This window comes from Mesorhizobium sp. BR1-1-15 (genome assembly GCF_020165475.1).
Lineage (GTDB): Bacteria > Pseudomonadota > Alphaproteobacteria > Rhizobiales > Rhizobiaceae > Mesorhizobium.
In genome coordinates this window covers 142,969-166,372 of the sequence record NZ_JAIUIF010000012.1, presented here as the reverse complement: position 1 = coordinate 166,372, position 23,404 = coordinate 142,969, and the positions used below count along the sequence as shown (strand labels likewise).

General features: G+C 63.5%; 22 protein-coding genes and 1 pseudogene. 13 read left to right on the top strand and 10 right to left on the bottom strand.

What is annotated here, in order from left to right; all coding sequences use genetic code 11:
• Nucleotides 1–41: 41 nt before the first annotated feature.
• Both LB541_RS20655 and LB541_RS20650 read right to left on the bottom strand, forming a co-directional pair.
• On the bottom strand, nucleotides 42–824 hold the full coding sequence (locus tag LB541_RS20655; protein ID WP_140499852.1) for a FadR/GntR family transcriptional regulator: 783 nt from the start codon (nucleotides 822–824) through the stop codon (nucleotides 42–44).
• A gap of 181 nt (nucleotides 825–1,005) precedes the next feature.
• On the bottom strand, nucleotides 1,006–1,995 hold the full coding sequence (locus tag LB541_RS20650) for a sugar-binding protein (RefSeq protein WP_140499854.1): 990 nt from the start codon (nucleotides 1,993–1,995) through the stop codon (nucleotides 1,006–1,008).
• A 455-nt stretch (nucleotides 1,996–2,450) separates the two neighbouring features.
• Here LB541_RS20650 and LB541_RS20645 point away from each other — a divergent pair, with 455 nt between their 5' ends.
• The 11 genes from LB541_RS20645 (at nucleotide 2,451) to LB541_RS20600 (ending at nucleotide 12,499) form a co-directional block, all read left to right on the top strand.
• A complete protein-coding gene (locus LB541_RS20645; protein ID WP_140500157.1) occupies nucleotides 2,451–3,194 on the top strand; it encodes an ATP-binding cassette domain-containing protein in 744 nt (247 codons plus the stop codon).
• Nucleotides 3,195–3,255: 61 nt separating this feature from the next.
• The gene (locus LB541_RS20640; protein ID WP_140499855.1) at nucleotides 3,256–4,254 is read left to right on the top strand and encodes an ABC transporter permease; all 999 of its coding nucleotides are present in this window, start codon (nucleotides 3,256–3,258) and stop codon (nucleotides 4,252–4,254) included.
• Nucleotides 4,255–4,431: 177 nt separating this feature from the next.
• A complete protein-coding gene (locus LB541_RS20635; protein ID WP_140499857.1) occupies nucleotides 4,432–5,259 on the top strand; it encodes a helix-turn-helix domain-containing protein in 828 nt (275 codons plus the stop codon).
• Nucleotides 5,260–5,376: 117 nt separating this feature from the next.
• Nucleotides 5,377–5,820 carry an SRPBCC family protein gene (locus LB541_RS20630; protein WP_140499858.1) on the top strand — a complete coding sequence of 148 codons (444 nt, stop codon included), beginning with the start codon at nucleotides 5,377–5,379 and terminating at the stop codon, nucleotides 5,818–5,820.
• A 10-nt stretch (nucleotides 5,821–5,830) separates the two neighbouring features.
• The gene (locus LB541_RS20625; protein ID WP_140499860.1) at nucleotides 5,831–6,625 is read left to right on the top strand and encodes an FAD binding domain-containing protein; all 795 of its coding nucleotides are present in this window, start codon (nucleotides 5,831–5,833) and stop codon (nucleotides 6,623–6,625) included.
• A gap of 52 nt (nucleotides 6,626–6,677) precedes the next feature.
• Nucleotides 6,678–7,160, top strand: coding sequence for a (2Fe-2S)-binding protein (locus LB541_RS20620; RefSeq protein WP_140499861.1), 483 nt, complete (start codon nucleotides 6,678–6,680; stop codon nucleotides 7,158–7,160).
• A gap of 10 nt (nucleotides 7,161–7,170) precedes the next feature.
• Nucleotides 7,171–8,538 (top strand): xanthine dehydrogenase family protein molybdopterin-binding subunit, encoded by a 1,368-nt coding sequence (locus LB541_RS28565; protein WP_140499863.1) that lies wholly within the window; start codon nucleotides 7,171–7,173, stop codon nucleotides 8,536–8,538.
• 1 nt (nucleotide 8,539) lies between these two features.
• Nucleotides 8,540–9,544, top strand: coding sequence for a xanthine dehydrogenase family protein molybdopterin-binding subunit (locus LB541_RS28560; RefSeq protein WP_140521560.1), 1,005 nt, complete (start codon nucleotides 8,540–8,542; stop codon nucleotides 9,542–9,544).
• A gap of 8 nt (nucleotides 9,545–9,552) precedes the next feature.
• A complete protein-coding gene (locus LB541_RS20610) occupies nucleotides 9,553–10,434 on the top strand; it encodes an AAA family ATPase (protein ID WP_140666839.1) in 882 nt (293 codons plus the stop codon).
• A 101-nt stretch (nucleotides 10,435–10,535) separates the two neighbouring features.
• The gene (locus tag LB541_RS20605; RefSeq protein WP_224619467.1) at nucleotides 10,536–11,612 is read left to right on the top strand and encodes a vWA domain-containing protein; all 1,077 of its coding nucleotides are present in this window, start codon (nucleotides 10,536–10,538) and stop codon (nucleotides 11,610–11,612) included.
• Complete coding sequence (locus LB541_RS20600; RefSeq protein WP_181167212.1) at nucleotides 11,612–12,499, top strand: amidohydrolase family protein; 888 nt, start codon at nucleotides 11,612–11,614, stop codon at nucleotides 12,497–12,499. Before LB541_RS20605 ends, LB541_RS20600 begins: the two co-directional genes overlap by 1 nt.
• Nucleotides 12,500–12,510: 11 nt before the next feature.
• Here LB541_RS20600 and LB541_RS20595 read toward each other — a convergent pair whose 3' ends face one another.
• The 7 genes from LB541_RS20595 to LB541_RS20565 all read right to left on the bottom strand — a co-directional run bounded on the left by LB541_RS20595 (nucleotide 12,511) and on the right by LB541_RS20565 (nucleotide 21,936).
• Nucleotides 12,511–12,918: a carboxymuconolactone decarboxylase family protein gene (locus tag LB541_RS20595; RefSeq protein WP_224619461.1), complete on the bottom strand. Its 408-nt coding sequence runs from the start codon at nucleotides 12,916–12,918 to the stop codon at nucleotides 12,511–12,513.
• Between the two features lie 258 nt (nucleotides 12,919–13,176).
• On the bottom strand, nucleotides 13,177–14,673 hold the full coding sequence (locus LB541_RS20590) for a sugar ABC transporter ATP-binding protein (protein WP_140499871.1): 1,497 nt from the start codon (nucleotides 14,671–14,673) through the stop codon (nucleotides 13,177–13,179).
• Nucleotides 14,673–15,722, bottom strand: coding sequence for a hypothetical protein (locus LB541_RS20585; RefSeq protein WP_140499872.1), 1,050 nt, complete (start codon nucleotides 15,720–15,722; stop codon nucleotides 14,673–14,675). Before LB541_RS20585 ends, LB541_RS20590 begins: the two co-directional genes overlap by 1 nt.
• Nucleotides 15,719–17,842, bottom strand: coding sequence for an ABC transporter permease (locus tag LB541_RS20580; protein WP_224619460.1), 2,124 nt, complete (start codon nucleotides 17,840–17,842; stop codon nucleotides 15,719–15,721). Before LB541_RS20580 ends, LB541_RS20585 begins: the two co-directional genes overlap by 4 nt.
• A gap of 258 nt (nucleotides 17,843–18,100) precedes the next feature.
• The gene (locus tag LB541_RS20575) at nucleotides 18,101–19,126 is read right to left on the bottom strand and encodes a sugar ABC transporter substrate-binding protein (RefSeq protein WP_140499876.1); all 1,026 of its coding nucleotides are present in this window, start codon (nucleotides 19,124–19,126) and stop codon (nucleotides 18,101–18,103) included.
• 118 nt (nucleotides 19,127–19,244) lie between these two features.
• Nucleotides 19,245–20,231 carry an ABC transporter permease gene (locus tag LB541_RS20570; protein WP_224619459.1) on the bottom strand — a complete coding sequence of 329 codons (987 nt, stop codon included), beginning with the start codon at nucleotides 20,229–20,231 and terminating at the stop codon, nucleotides 19,245–19,247.
• A 271-nt stretch (nucleotides 20,232–20,502) separates the two neighbouring features.
• A complete protein-coding gene (locus tag LB541_RS20565) occupies nucleotides 20,503–21,936 on the bottom strand; it encodes a DHA2 family efflux MFS transporter permease subunit (protein WP_224619458.1) in 1,434 nt (477 codons plus the stop codon).
• A 13-nt stretch (nucleotides 21,937–21,949) separates the two neighbouring features.
• On the opposite strand from LB541_RS20565, the pseudogene LB541_RS20560 reads away from it, so the two are divergent.
• Both LB541_RS20560 and LB541_RS20555 read left to right on the top strand, forming a co-directional pair.
• Nucleotides 21,950–22,202 (top strand): annotated as a pseudogene (locus LB541_RS20560) (ornithine cyclodeaminase family protein); the annotation flags it as partial.
• Nucleotides 22,151–22,636, top strand: a complete 486-nt coding sequence (locus LB541_RS20555; protein WP_411969805.1) for an aromatic amino acid lyase — start codon at nucleotides 22,151–22,153, stop codon at nucleotides 22,634–22,636. The pseudogene LB541_RS20560 and the gene LB541_RS20555, both read left to right, overlap by 52 nt.
• On the opposite strand, the gene LB541_RS20550 is transcribed toward LB541_RS20555, so the two are convergent.
• On the bottom strand, nucleotides 22,601–23,401 hold the full coding sequence (locus tag LB541_RS20550) for a 3-methyl-2-oxobutanoate hydroxymethyltransferase (RefSeq protein ID WP_224619457.1): 801 nt from the start codon (nucleotides 23,399–23,401) through the stop codon (nucleotides 22,601–22,603). The genes LB541_RS20555 and LB541_RS20550 overlap by 36 nt on opposite strands.
• Nucleotides 23,402–23,404 lie beyond the last annotated feature (3 nt).

Here is a 23,404-nt window from a genome sequence, read left to right as displayed (position 1 = left end):
GCATTGTCCATAGAAAGGTGATCACCAAGCGCGAGCGTCGATCACCCTCGCCCTCTTCCGATCCCTTCATCGGTATCGGCGAGTAGCTTGTGCACGGCGTTGCGCGCCGCTGAGGGGCGCTGCAAACGAATATTCTTCTCGATCGCCTCGTGCAGCCTCTGGGCCCGCCGTTGGTCGCCGACCTGCTGAGTCGTGAAGACGAAGAGATGGTCGAGCGCCGACTCGATGAGCACGCCGAGCGGCACCAGCAGATCGTTGCCGGAGGCCCGCAGGATGGCAAGATGAAAGCGCGTGTCGGCCCGGATGCGCTCCTGAAGGCTTGCCGCCTCGCCCATCTCGCGGCAGGCCTGGCTGATCTCGGCCATCTGCTCGTCGCTGCGCCGCACCGCGGCAAAGGCGCTCGCTTCCGGCTCGATGATGTGGCGGAACTCCTGTACCGTCCGCAGGAACACCTCACGGTCCGGCGCGGTCGCGTACCAGGCGAGCACGTCGCGGTCGAGTAGGTTCCAGCGCTCCTTCGGTTCGACCCAACTGCCGATCTTGGGGCGCGAAGCGAGCAGGCTTTTGGCCATCAGCATCTTGATCGCCTCGCGCACCGCCGAGCGGCTGACGTTGAACGTTCGCGACCATTGGGCTTCGTTGGGCAGGATGGTGCCTGGCGGATAGTCGCCGCGCACGATCCTGAGCCCGATCTCGCTGGCCAGCGAGGCGTGCACGCTGGCACCGGGAAAGTGCGCCGCATCGGGCCGGCGCATGGCGGCCGGACGGCGGCCGGCCTGTGCCTTGGTCCGAATGGCTCGCTTGTTTGACTTTTCGTCCGGCATCCACGTTCCAATGCGTCGGCCGTACCTGTTCCGGTCAGGAACTGTCGGGTGCGCCGATGCCATTGCCGAAAATTCGAACCACGGGCGCGCCAAAGCCGGAGCCGCTGCCCCTGAAATGCGTGTCCCTGTTCGTCAGCAGAGGTGGCGGGGCGCCCGTTGACGGGCGCCCCGATCGAGACGCCTACTTCTGGATGCAGGTGTCGACCGTATCCTTGGTACATTCGTCGAGGCCGGTGAACACCGGATCGTCGACCTTCTTGCCTTCGACCAGGTCGATCATCACGGACGGCGCCTTGTAGCCCATCTCGAACGGCCGCTGGCCGACCAGCGCGGTGACAAGGCCATCCCGCGCGATCGCCACCTCGTCGCCGATCGTGTCGGCGGCGCCGATGACGAAGTCGTTGCTGGCCAGCTTGTCCTTCAGCGGTCCAACCAGATCGCGATAGGGCTGCGGCGCGCCGAACAGCGGCCAGCCGCCCATGATGCCGAACGCATCGAGCTTGGGGTTGGCGGCAAGGATGTCGGTCATCGCCTGGACGCCCTTGGCGCCGTCGTCGTTGGTGAACACCGGACAGCCCGCCACTTCCGTCCAGCCGCCTTCGCCGGCAAGGGCTGCAAGTCCTTCCTTGCCCGACAGCGCGTCACGCATGCCTTGCGCGCGGCGAAGGATGTTGTCGGCCGCCGGATTGCCCTCGATGGTGCAGATCGTGCCGCCCTTCGGCTTGGCCTTCTTTATGTATTCGCCGATCTTCTTGCCCATCAGATAGTTGTCGGTGCCGAGATAAGTCTTGCGAAGTGCTGCGTCTTCCTTGGCAAGATCGGCATCGACGGTCATGATCGGGATCGACGGGTTGGCGCTTTTGATCGTTTGCGCGATCAGCGGCGCGTTGGACGGCGAAATCGCCATCGCCACCGTGTCCGGCTTGCTCAGCATATCCTGCACGATCTGCGCCTCGCCGGCCTCGTCGGAAGTCGACGCCGGACCGGTGTAGAAGCACTCATATTCCGAGCTGGCGTTTTCCTTGTTCCATTTCTCGCAGCCCTGGTGGATCGCCTCGAAGAACGGATTGTCGAGACCTTTCACCACGATGACGAGCTGCTTCTTGGCCAAAGCCGGCCCGGCGCCCAACGCCATGGCGGCGACGGCGGCGAGCAAAACTGTTTTCCTCATGTCAGTCCTCCCTTGGAAACAGACGGACACGGCGTGCCCGCCACACAGATCGGCCGAATGCGAGATGACAGAAGCAAGCGCTCGTGCCGTCAGGCCAGGCCGATAAGTATTTTCAGATGCGACCAGCCCGGCAACGATGCCGGCACGGTCGATAATCCTCTACCGGTTGCGCCGCCAAACAACGTCGTCAAAGCCGGCATATCTTCCTCCGACGCTCAACTAATAACGGCTTGCCGCCAACGTCAATTGCTATTTGTCCTACAAAACGGATTTTTCCCGAAAGGCGGGATCTCATTCGTCCGACAATTGCCCAAATCTTATTCGTCAGACAATTGACGCCCATGCAGGCATTTGCGTAAATGACCGCGTCGCTGCTTCCGGGAGGAGCTGGGGTAGCGAACCGAAGCCGTCGCCCCTTCCGGGACAGACGGCCAGACATGGGAGGCAAAAGGCTGGTGGCGGTTCTCGAACTCACCAACATCTCGAAGCATTTCGGCGCCATCCAGGCGGTGAACGACGTGTCGCTGTCGATCGAGCCCGGCCAGGTCGTCGGCCTGATGGGTGACAACGGCGCCGGCAAGTCGACGCTGGTCAAGATGATCGCCGGCAATTTCCGCCCGAGCCACGGCACCATGCAGATGGACGGCAAGGATCTGATCCTGCACAAGCCGGTCGAGGCCCGCCAGCACGGCATCGAGATCGTCCACCAGGATCTGGCGCTGTGCAATAATTTGACGGCGGCGGCCAATGTCTATCTCGGCCGCGAACTGCGCCGCGGCGTCGGGCCCTTCCGTATCCTCGACTATGCCGCCATGTACAAGCGCGCCGGCCAGATATTCGCCGAGCTCAAATCCGAGACGCGCCCGCGCGACCTCGTCAAGCAGATGTCCGGCGGTCAGCGCCAGGCGGTGGCGATCGCCCGCACCATGCTGTCACAGGCCAAGATCGTGCTGATGGACGAGCCGACAGCGGCGATTTCGGTCCGCCAGGTGGCGGAGGTCCTCAACCTGATTCGCCATTTGCGCGACCAGGGCATCGCCGTGGTGCTGATCAGCCACCGCATGCCCGACGTTTTCGACGTCGCCGACCGCGTCATCGTCATGCGGCGCGGCAGGAAAGTCGCCGACAAGGCGATCGCCTCGAGTTCGCCCGAGGAAGTGACAGGGCTGATCACCGGCGCCATCGAGCAGGTGGTGTGAGAGCGGCAAAACCGGATTTCATTGCGCTGGCGCGTTTCGCTGCCGGCAGGAAAGGTCGATAATGGCAGTCACCCTTGATCAGACGATCGCGCAGAAACAGCACAGTTTTCTGTCGCGGCTGTTCTCCAGCCAGACGTTCTGGGTGGTGATCGCCGTCATCCTCGCCTGTATCTTCCTATCCTTTGCGACGGATGCCTTCGCCACCCCGAAGAACCTCTTCAACATCACCCGCAACGTCACCTTCGTCGCCATTGTCGCGCTGGGAATGACCTTCGTCATCATCACCGGCGGCATCGACCTCTCGGTCGGTTCGGTGCTGTGCCTGTGCTCGATGGTGCTGGCCGTTACCATGCATGCCGGGTTTTCGATCGAAGTCGGCATCCTGGCCTCGATCGCCACGGCACTCGTCATCGGCGGCTTCAACGGCATTCTGATCGCCTATCTCGGCTTCCCGCCCTTCGTGGTCACGCTCGGCATGCTGTCGATCGCCCGCAGCCTCGCCATGGTCGCCTCCAACAACACCGTCGTCTTCCAGTTCGGGCCCGATCACGACAAGCTGCTGGCGCTGGGCGGCGGCGCCTGGCTGTTCGGGATCGCCAATCCGGTGCTCTACATGATCCTTTTGGCGCTGATCACCGGCTTCATCCTGCGCTGGACCAAGTTCGGCCGGCATATCTTCGCCATTGGCGGCAACGAGCATGCGGCGACGCTGACCGGCGTTCCGGTGCGCCAGATCAAGGTCGCCGTCTACATGATTTCGGCGCTGTCGGCGGGAATAGCCGGCATCATCCAGACCGGCTGGCTGGGCGCCGTCACCACCAATCTCGGCAACGGCATGGAGCTGCAGGTCATCGCCGCCACCGTCATCGGCGGCGCCAATCTCGCCGGCGGCGTCGGCACCGCCTTTGGCGCGATCGTGGGTGCCGCCCTCATCGAGGTGATCCGCAACAGCCTCGGCCTGCTCGGCATTAACGCCTTCTGGCAGGGCACCTTCATCGGCGGCGCCATCCTGCTGGCGGTGCTGTTCGACCGCATCCGCAACTTCAGGCGAAGCGACTAAAAGCCTGTCTTCGCCGAAGCGGCGTTCATTTCGGTCCTATCGCTCAGTCTGAAAATCGGCTGAAGCGGCCTGCCGCGAATACCGGGCGTGCGGCTATGCCTTGACGGATACGGAAAACCGGCCGCACAATCCCCAAGCAGGCGAAGGGAGGCCAGTCGCCTGCGGGAGGATATACCCATGACGGAAGCGATCAGGCTCTACTGGGGCCGGTTCGGACATGTTTCTGTCCTGAATGTCGCGAGCGACTTCGTCACCCATGCCCATGTCGAGGCACATCTCATCATCTGGCTGGAAGGCACCGCCGGCGAGATGACCATCGGCCGTGAGACGGTCCTGCTTGGACCTGGCACGGCTGCCGGCATCAACTCGCTGCAGCCGCATAGCCATGTGCTGTCGCAGGACGGCACCCCAGGCCTGTTCCTCGCCTTTTACATCGACCCGGACTGGGCACGGCGGCGCCGTGACCTGCCCTCGTCCGCGCCGCTTTTCGCGCAGGCGGCAATCACGCTCGAACCCTGGCTGCACCAGGCTGCTGCCGGCCTGCTCGATCATCTGACCGACAATGAGAGCATCGACGATGTCGCCAGTTACGAGATCGAGCGCTTCATCGACTCGGTGCTGGATGCCGCCGACGCTTCAGCTCCGCAGGAGCCGCGCGGCCGCGTGAACACCATGCAGGATTTCCGCGTCCGCAAGGCGATCCAGCTGATGAAAGCCAATGTCTGCGAGCGTATCTCGTTCGATGACGTGGCGCGCAGCGTCGGCCTGTCGCGGCCGCATTTCTTCGCCCTGTTCAAGGAACAGACCAGTTTGACGCCCAACGTCTACTGGAACACGCTGCGCATGGAGGAAGCGGTGCGCCAGCTCCAGTGGTCGCATGAGCCGCTGATATCGGTCGCCTGCAATCTCGGCTTCACCACCCAGGGCAATTTCTCGCGTTTCTTCCGCGACCATGTCGGCGTGCCGCCGACGCTCTATCGCGAAGCGGCGCGAGCAGTGTCCTGACGGGCCGGAAAGCGGCTATTTTCAGACTGATTGATACGTGCCCAAGACGCATTGATAAGCACCGCGACCACGGTCGGCCTACCGTCCTAAGCAGAATGTTTGCAAGGGAAAGAGCATATGGCTGATGTCACCATCTCCACCGTCATCGACGCGCCGGTCGAAAAGGTCTGGGCGCGCATCCGCGACTTCAACGGACTGCCGAATTGGCATCCGCGCATGGTCGAAAGCCATATCGAGGACGGCAAGGACGCCATCACGATCGGCTGCGTGCGCAACTTCCAGCTGGCCAGCGGCGCGCGGCTGCGCGAAAAGCTGCTCGATTTCTCCGATGAGAATTTCCTCGTCAGCTATTCGATCCTGGAAACGCCGCAGCCGCTCACCAACCACAGGGCTACGCTGCAATTGCGGCGCGTCACCGACGGCGACCGCACCTATGCCGAATGGACCGCCAGCTTCGACGCAGCACCCGAAGAAGCCGACAAGCTGGCCGAGGGCATGGGCGCCAATGTCTTCCAGGGCGGCTTCAACGCCCTGAAGAGCCATTTCGCCGGCCAGGGTTGAGGAGCGGGCCGTGGCGCTGGCATTGCAGAGTTTTGCAACGGTGAAAGACGCCAGCGCGGCGCTGAAAGCCGCCGGCACGCGCTATCTCGGCGGTGGCACGCTCGTCTTGCGCGCCGCCAATGAGGGCGACGTTTCGGTCTCCGGCCTTGTCAGGTCGACCGACCCGGCCTTGTCGGTCATCACGGTCTCCGGCGGCACGATCCGCATCGGCGCTTCGGTGACCATGGCGGCGATCGCCCGCCATCCCGAGCTCGGCCAGCTTGCCAAGGCCGCGCGTGCGGTTGGCGGTCCGGCGATCCGCAACATGGCGACCGTCGGCGGCAATCTGTTTGCGCCAAGCCCCTATGGCGATTTCGCAGTCGCCCTGCTGGCGCTGGACGCCATGGTGAGCACCAATGACGGCGAAATGCCGATGGAAGCGTTTCTGGCCAAGCGGGGCGGGAGCCGCGCGATCGTCACCTCGGTCAGCTTCACGCGGCCGGCACAGGGAAGCTTTCGATTCGTGAAGGTCTCGCGGGTAAAGCCCAAGGGCGTCTCGGTGCTCAGTATCGCCGCTATCCTGGAACAAGCCGGCGACGGCACGATATCCTCGGCGCGCATCGCGCTCGGTTGTATGGCCGACCGGCCGATGCGAGCCAAGACAGCCGAAAAAGCGCTGCTCGGCAGGACACTGGACGCGGACGGCATCGCTTCGGCACTGGCCGCCGCGGGCGACGGCACCGCACCAATCACCGACCCGATCGCCAGCGCCTGGTATCGCGCGCAAGTGCTGCCGGTTCATCTCGGTCGGCTGCTGCTCAGCTAGTCACATTCGGGGCGCGCGCTTGCCCTGCGGGGCAGGCGCGCAAGGAGGAAGAATGGCAAAGGTTCCCGTCCAGTTCACGCTCAACGGTTCTGAGAAGGCCGAATTCGTCGAAAGCGGCACCACGCTGCTCAACGCCTTGCGCGACAAGATCGGCGACACTTCGCCGAAGGGCGGCTGCCATCAAGGCACCTGTGGCGCCTGCTCGGTGATCGTCGACGGTGAGCTCCGGCTGTCCTGTCTGACGCTCGCCGAAACCTGCAACGGCGCTGCCATCACCACCACATCGGGTCTTGCCGAAGGCGGCGTCCTGCATCCGCTGCAGCGCGCCTTTCTCGACGCCTTCGCCACCCAATGCGGCTTCTGCACGCCGGGCATGCTCATGGCGGCCAAGGTGTTGCTCGACCACACGCCCGATCCCAGCCGCGACGATGTCGTCGAAGCGCTGTCGGGCAACATATGCCGCTGTACAGGCTACGAGCCTATCATCCAGGCGGTGCTCACCGCCGCTCGCGCCAACTCGCAGAACGCGGCCTGAGGGAAGCAAGATGGAACTGCGCAAAAGCTATTTTTCGGACGTCCGCAAGGATGACCTCAACGAGATCGGCCAGCCGAGGCCCCGCTCGGATTCGCCCGGCCATGTCACCGGCAAAACCGCCTATTTCGCCGACCGCAACTTTCCCGGCATGCTGCATCTGAAGATGGTGCGCAGCCCGCACCATCATGCCCGCATCCGATCGATCGATACGTCCGAAGCGGAAAAACATCCGGGCGTGGTGAAAATTCTCACCGCCAGGGACGTCCCGCACAATGTCTACACCATCCTGATCCTGATCCAGATCGGGCCGGAGGACGAGGCGGTTCTGGCCGACGGCAAGGTGCGCTGGAAGGGCGAGGCCGTGGTGGCGGTGCTGGCCGAGACGGAGCGCGCCGCCCAGGAAGCCGCGGCCAAGGTCAAGGTCGACTACGAGGTGCTGCCGGCCGTCTTCGACATGGAGGAAGCGCTGAAGCCCGGCGCGCCCCTCGTCAACGAGTATCACGGCCAGAACTACTATCTCTATGACAGCGGCGAGTGCCGCAAGGTGCGCTTCGGCGATGTCGAGGCGGGGTTTGCCGAGGCCGACTACGTCCTCGAACAAAGCTACCAGTCCTCGCCGATAGAGCATGCGCCGACCGAGACCACCGGCTGTATCGTGGCACCGGAGGGCAATGACCGCTTCACCTGCTATACCAACACGCAGGCGATGTTCTTCACCCTCGACAACACGTCGATCATTTTGCAGATGCCGGGCAGCAAGCTGCATTTCGTCGGCGGCACGGTCGGCGGCGGCTTTGGCGGCAAGGTCGATGTCATCGTCGAACCGATCGCGATCCTCGGCGCCAAGCTAACAGGGCGACCGGTCTGTTTTACCTACAGCCGCGAGGAGGAGATGCAGATTTCGTCACCTCGCGCGGCCGAAAAGGTCGTCATCAAGGACGGCGTGATGAAGGACGGCCGCATCGTCGCGCGCAAAGTCACCGGCTACACCGACGCCGGCGCCTACTCCCGCCATTCGCCCTATGGCGCCCAGAAGGGCGCGGGGCACTATCCCGGCCCCTACACCATCCCCAATGTCTGGATCGACACGTACTGCGTCTACACCAACCGCACCCCCTCCTCCGCCATGCGCGGCTTTGGCGTCACCATCGGTGACTTCGCGCTGGAGGTGCAGATGGACAAGCTGGCGCGGCTGATCGGCATGGATCCGCTCGAATTCCGCTTCATCAACGCCTATCGCGACGGCGATATGAAGGCGCATCGCCAGCCGACCGAAGGGGCGGCCCTCATAGAGTGCATGCAGGAGGCTTCGCGCGCCGCCAACTGGCCCGTGGCCGAGAAGTACATGGCGATGTCCTCCTACGCGAAGGGAGCTTGAGATGGCGATCAGGCGCGGACGCGGCGTTGCCGCGATCAATTATCCCACGGGCATGAACCTTGGCGGCGATCCCACCCAGGCGCTGGTGCATTCGACCCCAACCGGCAATTTCATGGTGACCCTATCATCGGTCGATCTCGGCCAGGGCATGAAGCAGATCATGGCGCAGATCTGCGCCGAGACAATTGGCGTGCCGACCGACCGCGTCGTCGTCGACACCGCCGATACCGACACCGGCCCGCACTGCATGGGCACTTTCGCCTCGCGCGGCACGCACCGCGCCGGCAACGCCGTCATCCAGGCGGCGAGGGAAGCCCGCCAGGTGATGCTGGAAGTGGCCGCGGAGGAGTTGGAGGTCAACGCCTCCGACCTCGAGACCGACGGTCAGGGCAACATATTGGTGAAGGGCGCGCCGCAGAAATCGATCTCGATCTTCGACGTCGCTCTGTCGGCGCATTTCAAGCGCGGCCGCTCGATCTCGGGACGCGGCATGTTCCTCATCCCGCGCTCCTATCCGGAGAAGGAGACCGGCGCGATGAAGCCGTCGACCTGTTACGCGCATGCCTGCACGGTGGCCGAGGTCGAGGTCGATGACGAGACCGGCGAGGTGACGGTGCTGACGGTGAAGAACGTCTTCGAGATCGGCCGTGCGCTGAATCCCAAGATGGTCGAGCAGCAGCTGGTCGGCGGCTCCTGGATGGGCATCAGCCATGCGCTCTACGAAACGACCGAGCCCTATTATCCTAACCGTGACCACGGCGGCACCGACTTCAACCAGTATCTGATGCCAGGTCCCGGCGACCTGGCCGAAACCGAGATTATCGTGCTGGAGCGGCCCTCGGCAGATGGTCCTTACGGCGCCAAGGGGCCCGGCGAAATGTGCGCCAATCCACAGATTCCGGCGGTCGCCAATGCCGTTTTCGACGCTGTCGGCGTGCGCATCGACACGCTACCGATCACGCCGGAACGCATTTTGCGTGCGCTCAAGGCGCAAGCGACGACCTGAGAACCGACATGCCCGAGGTAAACGCCGAAACGGTCGCGACTTCGCCAGAAGCGGTCGCCGAGCGCCTCGCTGCCTCGCATTATCTGGCTGATGAAAGCCTGGCGACGGCCATCTTCCTGGCGATCCGGCTGGGCAAGCCGCTGCTGCTCGAAGGCGCTCCGGGCGTCGGCAAGACGGAAGCGGCCAAGGCAATGGCCGAACTGCTCGGCCGCGATCTGGTGCGGTTGCAATGCTATGAAGGCATAGACGCCGCGCATGCACTCTATGAGTGGAACTACCAGCGCCAGCTGCTCGCCATCCGCCATGCCGGCGAGCAAGAAGTCGATATCTACGACGACCGCTTTCTGATCGCCCGCCCGCTGCTGCAGGTCCTGAAGGCGCCGGAGCAGCGCATCCTGCTGGTCGACGAGATCGACCGTTCCGACCACGAATTCGAGGCGCTGCTGTTGGAGTTTCTTTCCGACTTCCAGATCAGCATTCCCGAGCGCGGCACCATCCGCGCCACCACACAGCCGATCGTCATCCTGACCTCCAACCGCACCCGCGAACTCGCCGAAGCGCTCCGGCGGCGTTGCGTCTATCACTGGATTGGCTATCCCGATGCCGAGCGTGAGGCGGCCATCATCATGCTGCGCGCCGGCGATGTCGCAGAGGCAACGGCACGCGCCGTGGCCACAGCCGTGCAGACCATCCGCGCGCGTCCACTCGCCAAACCGCCCGGCATCGCCGAGGCGGTCGAATGGGCCAATGCCGCGACCATTCTCGAAAAAGGCGGCAGTCCATGGCCGGAAGCCTTCCGCCGCGCCATCGGCGTGCTGATCAAGGACGAGGAGGATCTGTCCTACATCGCGCCCGAGCTCGGCCGGATCGTCGACGAGGTGCTGGCGTGAGCCGCGACGTCATTCAGCAACGCGGGCGGGACAGCGCCCCCCTCTGTCCTGCCGGACATCTCCCCCGCGCCGCAACGCCCTTGCTCAGCTTCGCTCGCCTGCTGCGCCGCTACGGCTTCGCTATTGCCCCGGAACAAGTCTCCCGTTTCATGCAGGCCGTGACCCTGCTGGGGCCGCGCTCGATGGCGGACATCCGTGAGGCGGCCCTGGCCACACTAGCGCCGCCGCCTGACCGCCGCGACGAATTCGAAGCGCATTTCCAGAGCCATTTCTATGGCAACGCGTCAGCTGTGATCGAAGGCGATGCAGACGAGGAAACGCGCATCAAGGATGATGGCGGTGCCGACGACGAACGGATCGAGGCCGAGCAGAAACAGGAAGGCGGCGAGTTGTCTTCCGCCCTGGAGCAGTTGAGCTCGCGCGACTTCCAGCGCGACGACGACAGTCTGACCGCGTTTCGCCGAAAGCTGTCATCGGCCCTGCCCGCCCGACGTTCCTTCCGCACCGTGCGTACCCATTCGCGCGGCAAGCTCGACCTGCGCCGCTCGCTCAGGGAAATCGTCGGCGCAGATGGCGATGTCCCCTCGCCGCTGCTGCGCCGCCGCCAGACCGTGCCGCGCAAACTGCTGCTCTTGATCGATGTCTCCGGCTCGATGAAGCTGCACACCGCCGACTATCTCAAGCTGGCGCATGCCGCCGTGCAGGGCGCGGACCGCGCCGAGATCTTTACCTTCGGCACGCGGCTCACCCGCATCACCTCGGCATTGCGCATCCGCGACCGCGATCAGGCGCTGGCGCGCGCGGCGGCCCAGGTCGACGATTGGGATGGCGGCACCCGCATGGGACCGACCCTGCTGGCATTCCTCTCGGTGCCGCGCTTTTCGTCGTTCACGCGCGGCGCCGCGGTCGTCATTCTCTCCGACGCGCTGGAGCGCGGCGACCATGCCGAACTGGAGATTGCCATGCGCAGGCTTAGCGCCCGCGCCTTCCGGCTGTCGCTGGCGACTCCGCTGGCCGGCGATCCGCGCTTCCAGCCGGCGACAGCGGCGCTGCGCGCCATCCTGCCCGACCTCGACGATCTGGTCGACGGCTCGTCGCTGGCCGGCCTCACCGATTTCATCCTGTCGCTCGCACGCCCCGCCCCGGCGGCCGCGACCATCTGGAAAAAGGTATCGTGATGCAGAAAGCCATCGACGCGCATTTCCACATCTGGCGCCAGAAGGACCAACCATGGCTGGTCGGCCCGATGGTGCCGCGCATCTTCGGCCCTTACGAACCGATCCGCCGCGACTATCCGATCGATGAATTTTTGGCCGACCAAAAAGGTTCGGGCGTCGAAAAAGCCGTTTATGTCCAGACCAATTGGGCCAAGGAGGATTTCGAGAAGGAGGTCGCCTTCCTGCAGAAGACCGCTGACGAGACCGGCTGGCCGCACGCCATCGTCGGCTATGCCGACATGACGGTGGACGATGTCAGGCCGCAGATCGACCGGTTGATGAAATACAGGCTGCTGCGCGGCGTGCGCATGCAACTGCACTGGCACGAGACCCCGGCCTTCCGCTTCGCCGCCTCGGCCGACCAGGTGATCGACCCCAAGGTCCGCGCCAACGTCGCGCGGCTGAAGGATTACGGCCTGTCCTTCGACCTGCAGCTCTTCCCCGCCCAGATGAAGGACGGGCTGACGCTGGTCGGCGAAAACCCGGAGACGAATTTCATCCTGACCCACGCCGGCATGCTGACCGGCATGGAACCGGAAACCACCGAAGCCTGGAAGGCCGGCCTGCGCACACTGTCGGCGGCGCCCAATCTCTACGCCAAGCTGTCTGGCCTCGGCACCTTCGTTCACCGCAACGATCCGGCGCTGATCGCCTACATCATCGACAATGCGATCGATATTCTTGGCAGCGACCATCTGATGTTCGGCTCGAACTTCCCGATCGAGAAGCTCTGGACCGGCCACGCCGAACTGATCAAGGCGCACCGCGATGCGGTGGAGAAGCATGGCACGGCGGCGGAAGCCGACATTTTCTGGAACGCGGCGGAGAAGGTTTACAGGCCGGTGTAGCGCGTCTTTCCTCACTTCACCTCGAACTGTGGATCGACCGGGATCTGCATTGCCGTCACCAGATGGTTGGTCTGTCCCGCCAACCCGATGATCGACACCAACTCGCCATGCTGTGCGTCGGTCATGCCTTTCGCACGAGCGGCGGCGGTGTGCGAATGGACGCAATAGGAGCAGCCATTGGCGGTCGACACCGCGATGTAGATCATTTCCTTGGTCAGCGGATCGATGGCGCTGTCGGCAACCATCACCGCCTTGAGCTGTTCCCAGACACGCTTGAGGGCCGCAGGATCATTGGCCAGCCCGCGCCAGAAATTATTGACGAAATCCGATTTCCGCGTTGCCCTGATGTCGTTGAACACCGCCTTCACCGCCGGGATTTTCTCCACCTCGGCATCGCTCAGGAGTCTAGTGGTGGCCATGGCGTTTCCTTTCGTTTTTTCGATGCCGGACGTTTGAATCGGACGCTGAACAGCCGCCGCCAATCCATTCACTTCATTCGCCTATTCGCCTTTTGCGACGCAAACAGCACCGCGAGGGTATGTCGAGATTCAAGTCAGGCCGAGTCGAAAACGACGGGTTCCGAGAACCGGAGCGGAGCGTACTTGAAGTACGTGAGCACCGGGAGCGCAGGAAGCCGGCGTTTGCAGGCCGGCCTCACCTGAATACCGACACACCCTCTAATGCACCGCCGCATACATAATCTTTTCCTCCGTCGCCTCCGCCGGCGAAAACTCTTCGACGATGCGGCCCTGGCGGCAGACCAGGATCCGGTCGGACAGGTTCATGATCTCCGGCAGGTAGGACGAGATGACCACGACGGCCAGACCCTCGTCTGCCAGCCGGTTGATGATCTGGTGGATCTCGGCGATGGCGCCGACATCGACGCCGCGCGTCGGCTCGTCGAAGATGACGACGCGCGGCTTCTGCACCAGCCCCTTGCCGATAACCACCTTCTGCTGGTTGCCGCCGGAAAGCTCGACCACGCGCGCATTGTCGTTGATCGCCTTGATATTCAGCGTCTTGGTCCATTCGGCGGAAAGCGCGCGCATTTCCTGCTGGTTGATCACCCAGGCCGTTTCGCGGCCGGCTGCCAGCAGCCCGCCGAACAGGTTCTCGGCAATGCCCATCGTCTCGAAAATGCCTTCGCTCTTGCGATCCTCCGTGACGTAGACGATGCCGTCGGCTACCGCTTCGCTCGGCACGAGATAGCGCACCGGCCTGTCGTCCAGCTCGATCGCCCCGCCGCGCAGGAAATCGCGTTTGTAGATGCCGGACACGATTTTGAACGTCTCGGTACGGCCGGAGCCGATCAGCCCGAAGACGCCGGTGATCTGGCCTTCGAAGATCGAGAACGAATTGTTGCGCACGACATTGCTCATTGAGATGTCCTGCACCGACAGAACTTTCTTGCCCGCCTTGCGCAGCCTGGCCTCGTCTCGCTGGCGATAGATCTGCCCGGACAGCGTGCGCCCGACCATGGCGGCAACGATCCGGTCGCGATCGAAGGCCGACGTGTCGTCGGTGATGGCCAACTCGCCGTCGCGCAGGATGGTGATACGGTCGGCAATCAGCAGCGCCTCTTCCAGCGCATGGCTGATGAAGACGATGGAGACGCCGCGCGCCTTGAGCCGCCGGATCAGCGCGAAGAAGTGCCGCTTTTCCTCCGGCGTCAACGTCGCGGTCGGCTCGTCGAAGATGATGATCTCGGCATTGTGGTGCACGGCGCGCGCGATCTCGACCATCTGGCGCTTGGCCGCGCCAAGCGTCGCCACCATGGCGTTCGGGTCGACCGGAAAATTCAGCGACTGCAGGAACTGCTGCGCGGAAATGTAGGTGCCGCGCAGCCGGTTGAGGAATTTCTCGGTGCCGAGATAAAGATTCTGCGCCACCGTCATCGACGGCACCAGGCTGGTCTCCTGGAACACCATTGCGATGCCCGCCTCGAGCGCCGCATGCGGCGAGGCGTAAGCGATCTCGCGTCCCTTGTGGAACATCTTGCCCGAACTGGCGTCGACCACTCCGGCGATGATCTTGGTCAGCGTCGACTTGCCGGCGCCGTTTTCGCCGAGCAGCGCGTGGATCTCGCCCTTGCGCAATTCGAAGCTGACATTCTTGACCGCGGGCACGCCGCGATAATTTTTGGTGACATTCTCCAGGCGCACGATTGGTTCCATCAAAACCCCCCGGCATCGACAGCCAACACGCAGTCGCCGCCCTTCGAGGCGACGAACAGTTCGCCATCTTTTTCAACCACGCTGCAAATGCCGTGACGTATGCCGTTGGCGCGGCTGTGCAGGCTGAACCGAGGCTGCATCTTCTGGTCGAGCCTGACCACCAGACCGTAGGAGCGGCTCGGCGACCAGGGCTTGTGGATGCCCATCGTGCGGATGCCGCCGCATTGCAGCGGTTCGAGGAAGCTGCGGCTTGAGGCCAGAGCCGGTGCGATCCAATAGGCCGGCGGCACCTGCTCGATCATGTCCTGACGGTAATGCGTCTCCTGCAGCACGAATTCGATCAGCCGGTTGCGCGGCGCAAACAGGGTCAGCCAGGCGCCGCCATCGGCTGCCGGCGACAGCCGCGCGGGATAGCCGGGCAGATGGGTCAACACCGTCGAGCGGCTGCCGCTTGCCGCCTCGAAGCGGATGAGCTGATGGCGCCAGCTCTCGCTCACCAGCACATCCCTGCCGATGGGATGGAGCCCATAGGGAAAGGCGATGGCGCCGGCCACCTTGCGGAAGGTCCCGCCTGCCGCATCCTGCTTCCAAAGCGATCCGGACGCGCCTTTCTTCATCAGGTCGGCCGCCCATTGTGATGGTGCGAATTCGGCCGAACCATTGGCCAGCCACAGAGCGCCGTCACCGGGATAGGCGAGCGCGGTGATGCAGCTGACACCAGCCGGTAGCGAAACATCCCTACCGCCGACCAGGAGCTTGCCGCTTTCCAATCCGACCGTCAGCTCACCCGATGGCGAGAACGCCAGCGCGGTAACGGTGGACGCAAAGGTCTCGACCAACTTGGGCGCGGTACCGGCGGCAATCGAATAGACGGCGTTGCCGCTGGAAGCGAGCAGCTTGTCGCCAGAGATCAGCAGATTGTCCGGCTCGGTCAGTTCGGCAAACGCCGGCGCATCGTCAAGCTGCGTGTTGGGTCGGAAAGCGCCATCCAGCGGCGGGATCGTCACCGCCTTGCCGCGAAATAAATCCAGGATGGGATCGAGGATCATCGCTTTGCTCCCCAATAGGAAGCCGGGCTGGTCCAATTCGGGTCGGCGCCAGCAATCTTGTAGCGGCCGATGCGGTTGTTGAGGATGCCGCCGACGAAGAGATATCCCTTGTGCTCGCGCATCGAGGTGACCATCGGATGCGCGCCGCCCGAGAGGTCGCCCATCGCTTCGACGATGTTGCCCTCCTCCGTAAATTTCACCACGCCCCCGGTATTGATGTTGGGGAACAGCCACTCGTCCTGCGGCAGCCGGCGCGTCATGCGCTTGCGCATGTCGGGATGGCGCAGCGACAGGTCGAAGCTCGGCGTGCGCATGCCGAGCCACGCCATCCAGTAATTGCCGTCCGACGCCCGGTTGATGTTATCAGGATAGCCCGGCATGTCCCGGATGACGCATTCGGCGGTGCCGGCCTTCGGCCCTTCCAGCCAGTAGCGATGCACGCGGCAGGCCCAGCTCTCGGCGAAGAACAGCGACTTGCCGTCATGCGCCATGCACACGCCGTTGGTGTAGCGGTAGCCGTCGAGCAGCGTCCTGGTCGATCCGTCCTTCGGGTCATAGACCAGAAGACGGCCGGTGGCGCGGTTCTCGATCGAATCCAGCGCCCAGTCATGCGCGTCATAGCGCTTGGTCGAGTCGGTGAAATAGATGCGGCCGTCCGGTGCTATGTCGCAGTCGTTGGGATCGCGCAGCCGTGCGTCGTCGACGACCGATGTCCAGGAGCGCGACGTTTCGGCCGACAGGCGTTTGACCTCACGATCGGGCGAGACGGAATAGAGCCCCATGGCGCCGACACAACTGATCAGATTGCCTGATTTGTCGAAGGCAAGGCCGAGCGGAAAGCCGCCGATATGAGCGAACACTTCCGACTTCACATAGTCCGGCGCGAAGAAGCGGACGATCTCGCCATGGCGCGTGCCGCAATAGAGGTGGTCGTCACGGTCGAGAATGACATCTTCCGGTCCTTCCAGTTCGCCGAGCCCGATATGGTCGGCGCCCGACAGCCGATTGTCGAGTTCGTAGGATGTGCCGGAGCCGGGCGCCGCCGACTGCGTCTCGCCCATCCTGAGATAGACCGGCGCGACATAGACCTCGTTCAGCACCTTGTGGCGGTTCTTCAGCCAGCGGATGTCGATCGTCACCGCCACTGCCAGCATGATGCCCAGCACCATCTGGTTGGTGCCGGTGCCGTAGCCCAGCCTGATCAGGCCGTTGGTCATGGTCAAAACGATGATGGCGCCCATCAGCCCCTTGATCACCGAGCCGCGCCCGCCTCCGAGGCTGACACCGCCGACCACCGCCGCGGTCAGCGCCATGATCTCGAGGTTGAGGCCGGTGCCCGGCCCTGCTCCGCTCAGCCGGCAAGCTATGAGGAAGCCGCCGATCGAGGCGCAGAAGCCTGAGAAGACATAAGTCATGAACACGGTGCGGCGCACACGGATGCCGGCATTGTGGGCAGAGCGCCGGGAGCCGCCAACCGCCAGCACATGCCAGCCGGGCCGCGAGCGCGTCAGCGCGATATGAGTGACGATGGCGAGGATAATGGCCAACCACACCGAGACCGACAGGCCCCAGAAGGTGCCGTCGCCGATGAAGTCGAGCACATCGGAGGTGGCTTGGGACAGCTGCACATCGGCGGCATAGGTGGTGACCAGGATGTCGAACAGCGCCCGCCCGAAAATGAAGGTCACCAGCGTGGTGAGGAAGGCGCGCAGCCTGAGGTATCCGACGAGATAGCCGTTGACGGCGCCGAAGACGAGGCCGGCGGCAAGCGAAGCGGCCAGCGCCAGCCAGATCGACTGTTCGAGGATGAAGAAGACATAGACGGCCGAAAAGCAGGACAGCGCAAAGATCGAGCCGACCGACAGGTCGATGCCGCCGCCAAGCATCACCACCGTCATGCCGGTGACGACCATCGAGAATTCACCGAGCTGGCGGGTCGATTCCTGCAGCGAGGTCAGTTTGAAGAAGCCCGGAATGATCGAACCGAACACGCCGAGTGTTGCCACCAGTGCCAGGAAGGGAATGGCATTGTCGGTCCAGCGCTTGGTCAGTATCTCGCCGACCAGATGGTCGGGCACGAGATTGTAGCGCCAGGCCTGGAGGCGTTCGCGAAAGGACATCAGGTCACTGCTATTGCGAGAGAAGAGAAAAAGGTGGCCGGGTAATCGCTCCGGAGCAATTCTCAACTTCGCCGCTGCCCCTCATCCGCCTGCCGGCACCTTCTCCCCGTGAAGAACGGGGAGAAGGGATAAGCTCCAGCGTCGACACCCCCTCTCCCCGTTTCACGAAGAGAGGGTAAGGTGAGGGGCAGCGCCGAGGTTGGAGATTGTCCACGTACAACCCGGCCGCCATATTGATATCAGGCGTAAACTCGCGACCTACTTCGCCGCAGCTTCCGCTTGCAGCGCCTTCAGGTCCCAGCAGCTGTCGGGCTTGAGGTCGGCCTTGGTCGTCGCCTTCTCCAGCGTGTAGATGTAGGTGTGCGACGTGCCGGCCGGCTGGCCGCTCTGCAGCAGGAACTTTATGATGGCGTTCATGTCCCCCGACTGCCGGGCAAGGTCGGTCATGACAACCGCGCCATAAGTGCCGTCCTGCAGCTTGTCGCAGTCGGCCGCCTTTTCGCCGCCTCCGGTGGTGACCAGGAAAACCTTGCCCTCGAGCTTGGCATCACGGATCGCGGCCGACGCGCCAGTAGCATCACCATCCCAGAAGTCGATGATCGAGCAGATGTCGGGGTTCTGCTGCAGCATCGTCGTCGTGACATTGCGCGAGGTGGTCGCATCCCAGTTGGAGTCGGGCTTGGCCACGACCTGAAACTCGGGATGCTTTTCCAGTACCTTCATGATGCCGGCGTACTGATAAAGGCTGGAGGAGTTCGCTTGATCGCCCTGCACAAGGCCGATCTTTTTGGACGAGTTCTCGCCGCAGCCCTTGATCGCGGCTTCCGCCTCGAGTTGGCCGAGCCGGTCCCAATCGCTGCCGACAAAGGCATCGGCCGGGAAATTGGCGGGATTGTCGACCAAGATCACGTAGGTGCCGGCTGCCTGCGCCTTCTTCATCAGCTTGGAGTAGGAATTGAGGTCGGGCGCGTGGATGATCAGCACGTCAGGCCTGGTGTCGGAGGAGATGGCATCGGTGATCGCCTGCGCGCCGGCATCGACGACCCAGTTCGGATCACGCGTCTCGAACGTGCCGCCCCAGGCCTCGACTTCGGTCTTCAGATAGTGCGCCCAGCCCTGCGCCAGGTCGAAGCCCATCGCCAGCGGCACCAGCATGACGCGTTTGCCCTTGAGTGCCTGCGCATAGGCAGCGGGGCCGGGATCGTCGGCAGCGAAGCTCGGCGCCACGAACGCGGTGACCGCAAGCGCCGTCGCGGCGGCCATCAATGTTTTGATCAGTTTCATGTCACATCCTCTGGTTGGTCGTTGTTATTTACGGCCGGCCCCAACCGTCCGCTTTGGTTTAGTCTTCCTGTTTGAGCATGATCTTTTCCGAAAAGTTCCCACTTTTCGGGATCATGCTCTAGATGTCGCCCTGCTGCGCCGTCTGTTCGTCACGCGGATTGATGATGCCGTCGACGATGATGGCACCGAGCAGGATCGCCGCCTTGATCAGGTTTTGGTAGAGCAGCGGAATGTCGATGATGGTCATCGCATTGAGCAGGATGCCGATCAGCGCCGCTCCGACCAGCACGTTTCGCACCCCGCCTCGTCCGCCCGAAAGCCCGATGCCCCCGATCACCGCCACCAGCACGATGTCGTAGAGCAGCGTCGAGTTGACGACGCGGGTGTTGATCGAATGCAGGCTGGCCGCTGTCAGCAGGCCGGCGATCAGCGCCACGAAGGCGGAAAGCACATAGCGCAGCACCAGCATCGGCCGCACTGGAATACCGATGTTGCGCGCGGCGACCGGATTGTCGCCGGCGAAATAGATGTAGCGGCCCCATTTGGTGTAGCGCAGGAACAGGAAGAACAGGAAAGCCAGTGCGGCGAAGACGAACACCTCGATGGGAATGTCGAGGAAGCGCAGGCCGCCGAGCAGTTCCACCCAATGGCCCTGCGGCACCGGAACGGCATCCTGCGTGATCAGTTGCGAGCGCACATAGCCGAAGACGAAGGAGCCGGTCGCCAGCGTCACGAAGATCGCCGGGACGTCGGCATAGGCGACAAGAAAACCGTTGAGCAGTCCGATGGCGAGAACGCCGGCCAGCACATAGGCGAAGGCCAACCCGTCAGGCGTTCCTGAATTCATCAATTGCAGATACCAGGCGACCGACATCGCCATGATCGCCACCGCCGACAGGTCGATGCCGCGGCCGATGATGACGACCGCCATGCCCAATGCCAATATGCCCAGTACCGAGACCGAACGAACGATGGCAACGAGATTGTTCGGAGCGATGAAGCCCGGCAGGCCTATGGCCGCGGCAATGAACAGCATCACCGCTATGGCAAAGACAATGCCTTCCTGGTTCAGGCTCTTGAAACTCGGCCGACCGATCGCACTCATTGTCTGTCTTCACCCCGGCGGCAGCGCTGCCGCCCCTGGGAAGAAAGCTAATCGGCTCAACGTCGGTTCGTCAAATGAATCCGCGTTCAAAACACGGACTGCCGACGAGACTCGCGATGTGGACGCATTGATTGCTGATGCTGGCGCAATGCCTGGAAACTTCAGCACTTTTGGCAATTGTTTGCGCCATCCCTGCGTCTTGCGCAAGCACGACACCAAGGCGCAAGGCGAAGATGGAATTTAACCCTGCGGTGGATGGGAAAATTCGATTTCAGTTCCCGGCCATGTGGCCGGAAACCTCGGCGCCGGCGGTCCTCGGCAACACCAGGAAACGGAACGACGCCACCAGCCCGATGACGCCGATCACCAGGAAGGTGACTCGAAAATCGACGAGGTCCAGCGCCGGGTGGGCCCTGGCGATCTGCGACAAGTTGAGGATCGCCGCAGCTATCGCCACACCGAACAGCATTGCCACCTGCTGCAGCATCGAGGACAGCGTCGCCGCCGAGCTGCGCTGCGCCGCGGCGATATCGGCGAAGGCCAGCGTGTTCAGCGCCGTGAACTGCATGGAACGCGACAGACCGGCGATCAGCATCAGCCCCACCACGAGCGCCTGCGGCGTCTGCGGCGAGATCCCCGCACAGGCCATGATCGACGCGGACGCGATGACGCCGTTGACGATCATCACCGAACGAAAGCCGAAGCGGCGCAGCATCGGCGTCGTCACCGTCTTCATCCCGAGATTGCCGAGGAAATAGGCCAGGATCATCATGCCGGCATCGACCGGGCTCATGCCAAAGCCGACCTGGAACAAAAGCGGCAGCAGGAACGGCGTGGCGTTGATCGCGACGCGGAATATGGTGCCGGCCGCAAGCGTCGAGATGGCGAAGGTCAGCACCTTGAACGAGGACAGGTCGAGCAGCGGATGGGGCGCGCGCCGGAGATGCCGCACCGCCAACCAGCCGATGACGATCCCTGCCGTGACCAGCAGCACCGTCGGCAGCACGCCGTCGTCGGGATGCGCGATACGCTCGAGGCCGCAGAGAAGGCAAGCAAGTCCCGCCGATGTCAGGAAGAAACCCGGCCAGTCGAGTGGCTTGGGATCGGCTTCACGGTCACCGGGGATGAAGCGGGCGACCAGCGCCAGCCCGATCAGCCCAAGCGGGATGTTGATGAAGAAATTCCAGTGCCAGGAGAGATAGGTGGTGATGAAACCGCCAAGCACCGGACCAACGACAGGCGCGAACAGCGCCGGCCAGGTGATGAGCGCGGTTGCGTTGAGCAGTTCCGATTTTGACGCGTTGCGCAGCACCAGGATGCGGCCGATCGGCGTCATCAATGCGCTGCCCAGCCCTTGCGCGGCGCGCGCCGCGACGAACTCGGTGAGATTCTCGGAGAAGCCGCAGGCGAGCGAAGCCAGCGTGAACAGTGCGATCGCCATCAGGAAGATGTTGCGCGCGCCGAACCGGTCGGCGAGCCAGCCCGACAGCGGCACGAACACCGCCATGGTCAGCATATAAATGGTGATGCCGATGCTCATCGCCACCGCCGGCACGCCGAAGGAGGCGCCCATCTGCGGCAGCGACGTCGAGATGATCGTCGAATCCAAGAGCTGCATGAAGAAGGCGATGGCGACGATCAGCGCCACACGCCGCGAATTCCTGGCTGGGTCGGCTGAAGCTTCAATCTCGGGAATGGCAGTCATGACGGACCGCTTTGAACAGCATTTGACCGACGGCGTCCAGATCCGTGTCCATTCGCGCCGGCCGGAAAAGCCGCGACGGCTTTGCCGCCAGGCTCTCCACCGATCTCGGCAAGCCGGTCAAGGCTGTGGCCGATTGGCAAAGTTGCGTCGAGGGCGCCGACATCGTCGTCGAGGCCTCGCGGCTGCCGGAACCGCAGCCGCTGCTGAAGACCGAGTGGATCAAGCGTGGCGCGCTGGTCCTGCCCTATGGCACGATGAGCGCGGTCCGAAATACCTGTCGCCGGTCGGCGGCGCATCGGCCGGCTTCGCGCCGCTGCAGAAGGCGGTAACATCGATCCTGGCCGCCATCCGCCACGAGGCCAATCCGGTGATGCTCGATTTCCTGCCCGTCTCCGAGGACGTCGAGGACCATGCCACGCAAACGCCGCTGGCCGTTTCGAAATGCGCCGCCATGATCGCACTGTGGCGCCGGTTGATCGCCTTCGAACTGATGGCGGCCGCCCAGGCCGTCGACCTGCGCGACGGGCTGACGCTGGCGCCGCGCACAGCCGCTATCCATACGGCGATACGCGCGCTGGTGCCGGCGCTGAAGGAGGATCGGGCGCTCGGCATCGAAGCCGAAGCGCTTCATGCCGCGCTCGCCAGCGACAGATGGCAGCCGATCTTAGCCCCGGCCGACCTTGTCGAGGAACAGGCGTAGCTCGGCCGGGTCCATGTGCACCACATGCCTGTCCTCGGGATAGACGCCGCTGTTGACGTCGGCGACATATTCGGAGAATGCGGCCACCCGCTCCGCCTGCAACCGATCATATTCAGCGGAGAAGTTGCGATAGACCTTGGAGTGTCGTGGCATGTGGCCCCGATTCTGCCCGAGGATATCTTCGGCGAACAGATATTGCGCGTCGCAACCGGTGCCCGCGCCCATCGACAGCATGATCAGCGAGGTACGCTCGGAGATCGCCTTGGCGACCTCGACCGGCACCACTTCGATTTCGGCGCCGATCGCGCCGGCGGCCTCGAGCTGTTTCACCGCTTCGAACACCTGCATGGCGGTGTCGGCGGTTTTGCCGACCGCCTTGAAGCCGCCGGTCCACGTCGCGCGGGATGGAATGAGGCCGACATGGCCGATGACGGGGATGGCATCGTCCGCCATCCGCTTGATGGTGGCGTAGCCCGCGCTGCAATAGACCGCGTCGGCGCCGGCCTTGTAGAGCCGGAAAGCCCAACGCAGGAAATCATCCGATGTGCCGATTTCGTAGAAATTGTCTCCCGGCATGGTGAACAGGCTCGGTGCCGCATCGCGGTATTGCGGGTTGAGCACGAGTTCCGGCGGCACGGAGACGATATCGACCCCTGCCCGCTCGGCAGCTTCCGCCTCGTCCAGGGTCAGCACGCGCAGCATGGTCAGCTGACGCTTGCCTTTCATGGCGCGCAGGTCGGCGACGGTCAGTCTCTTTCGGCTCATTAA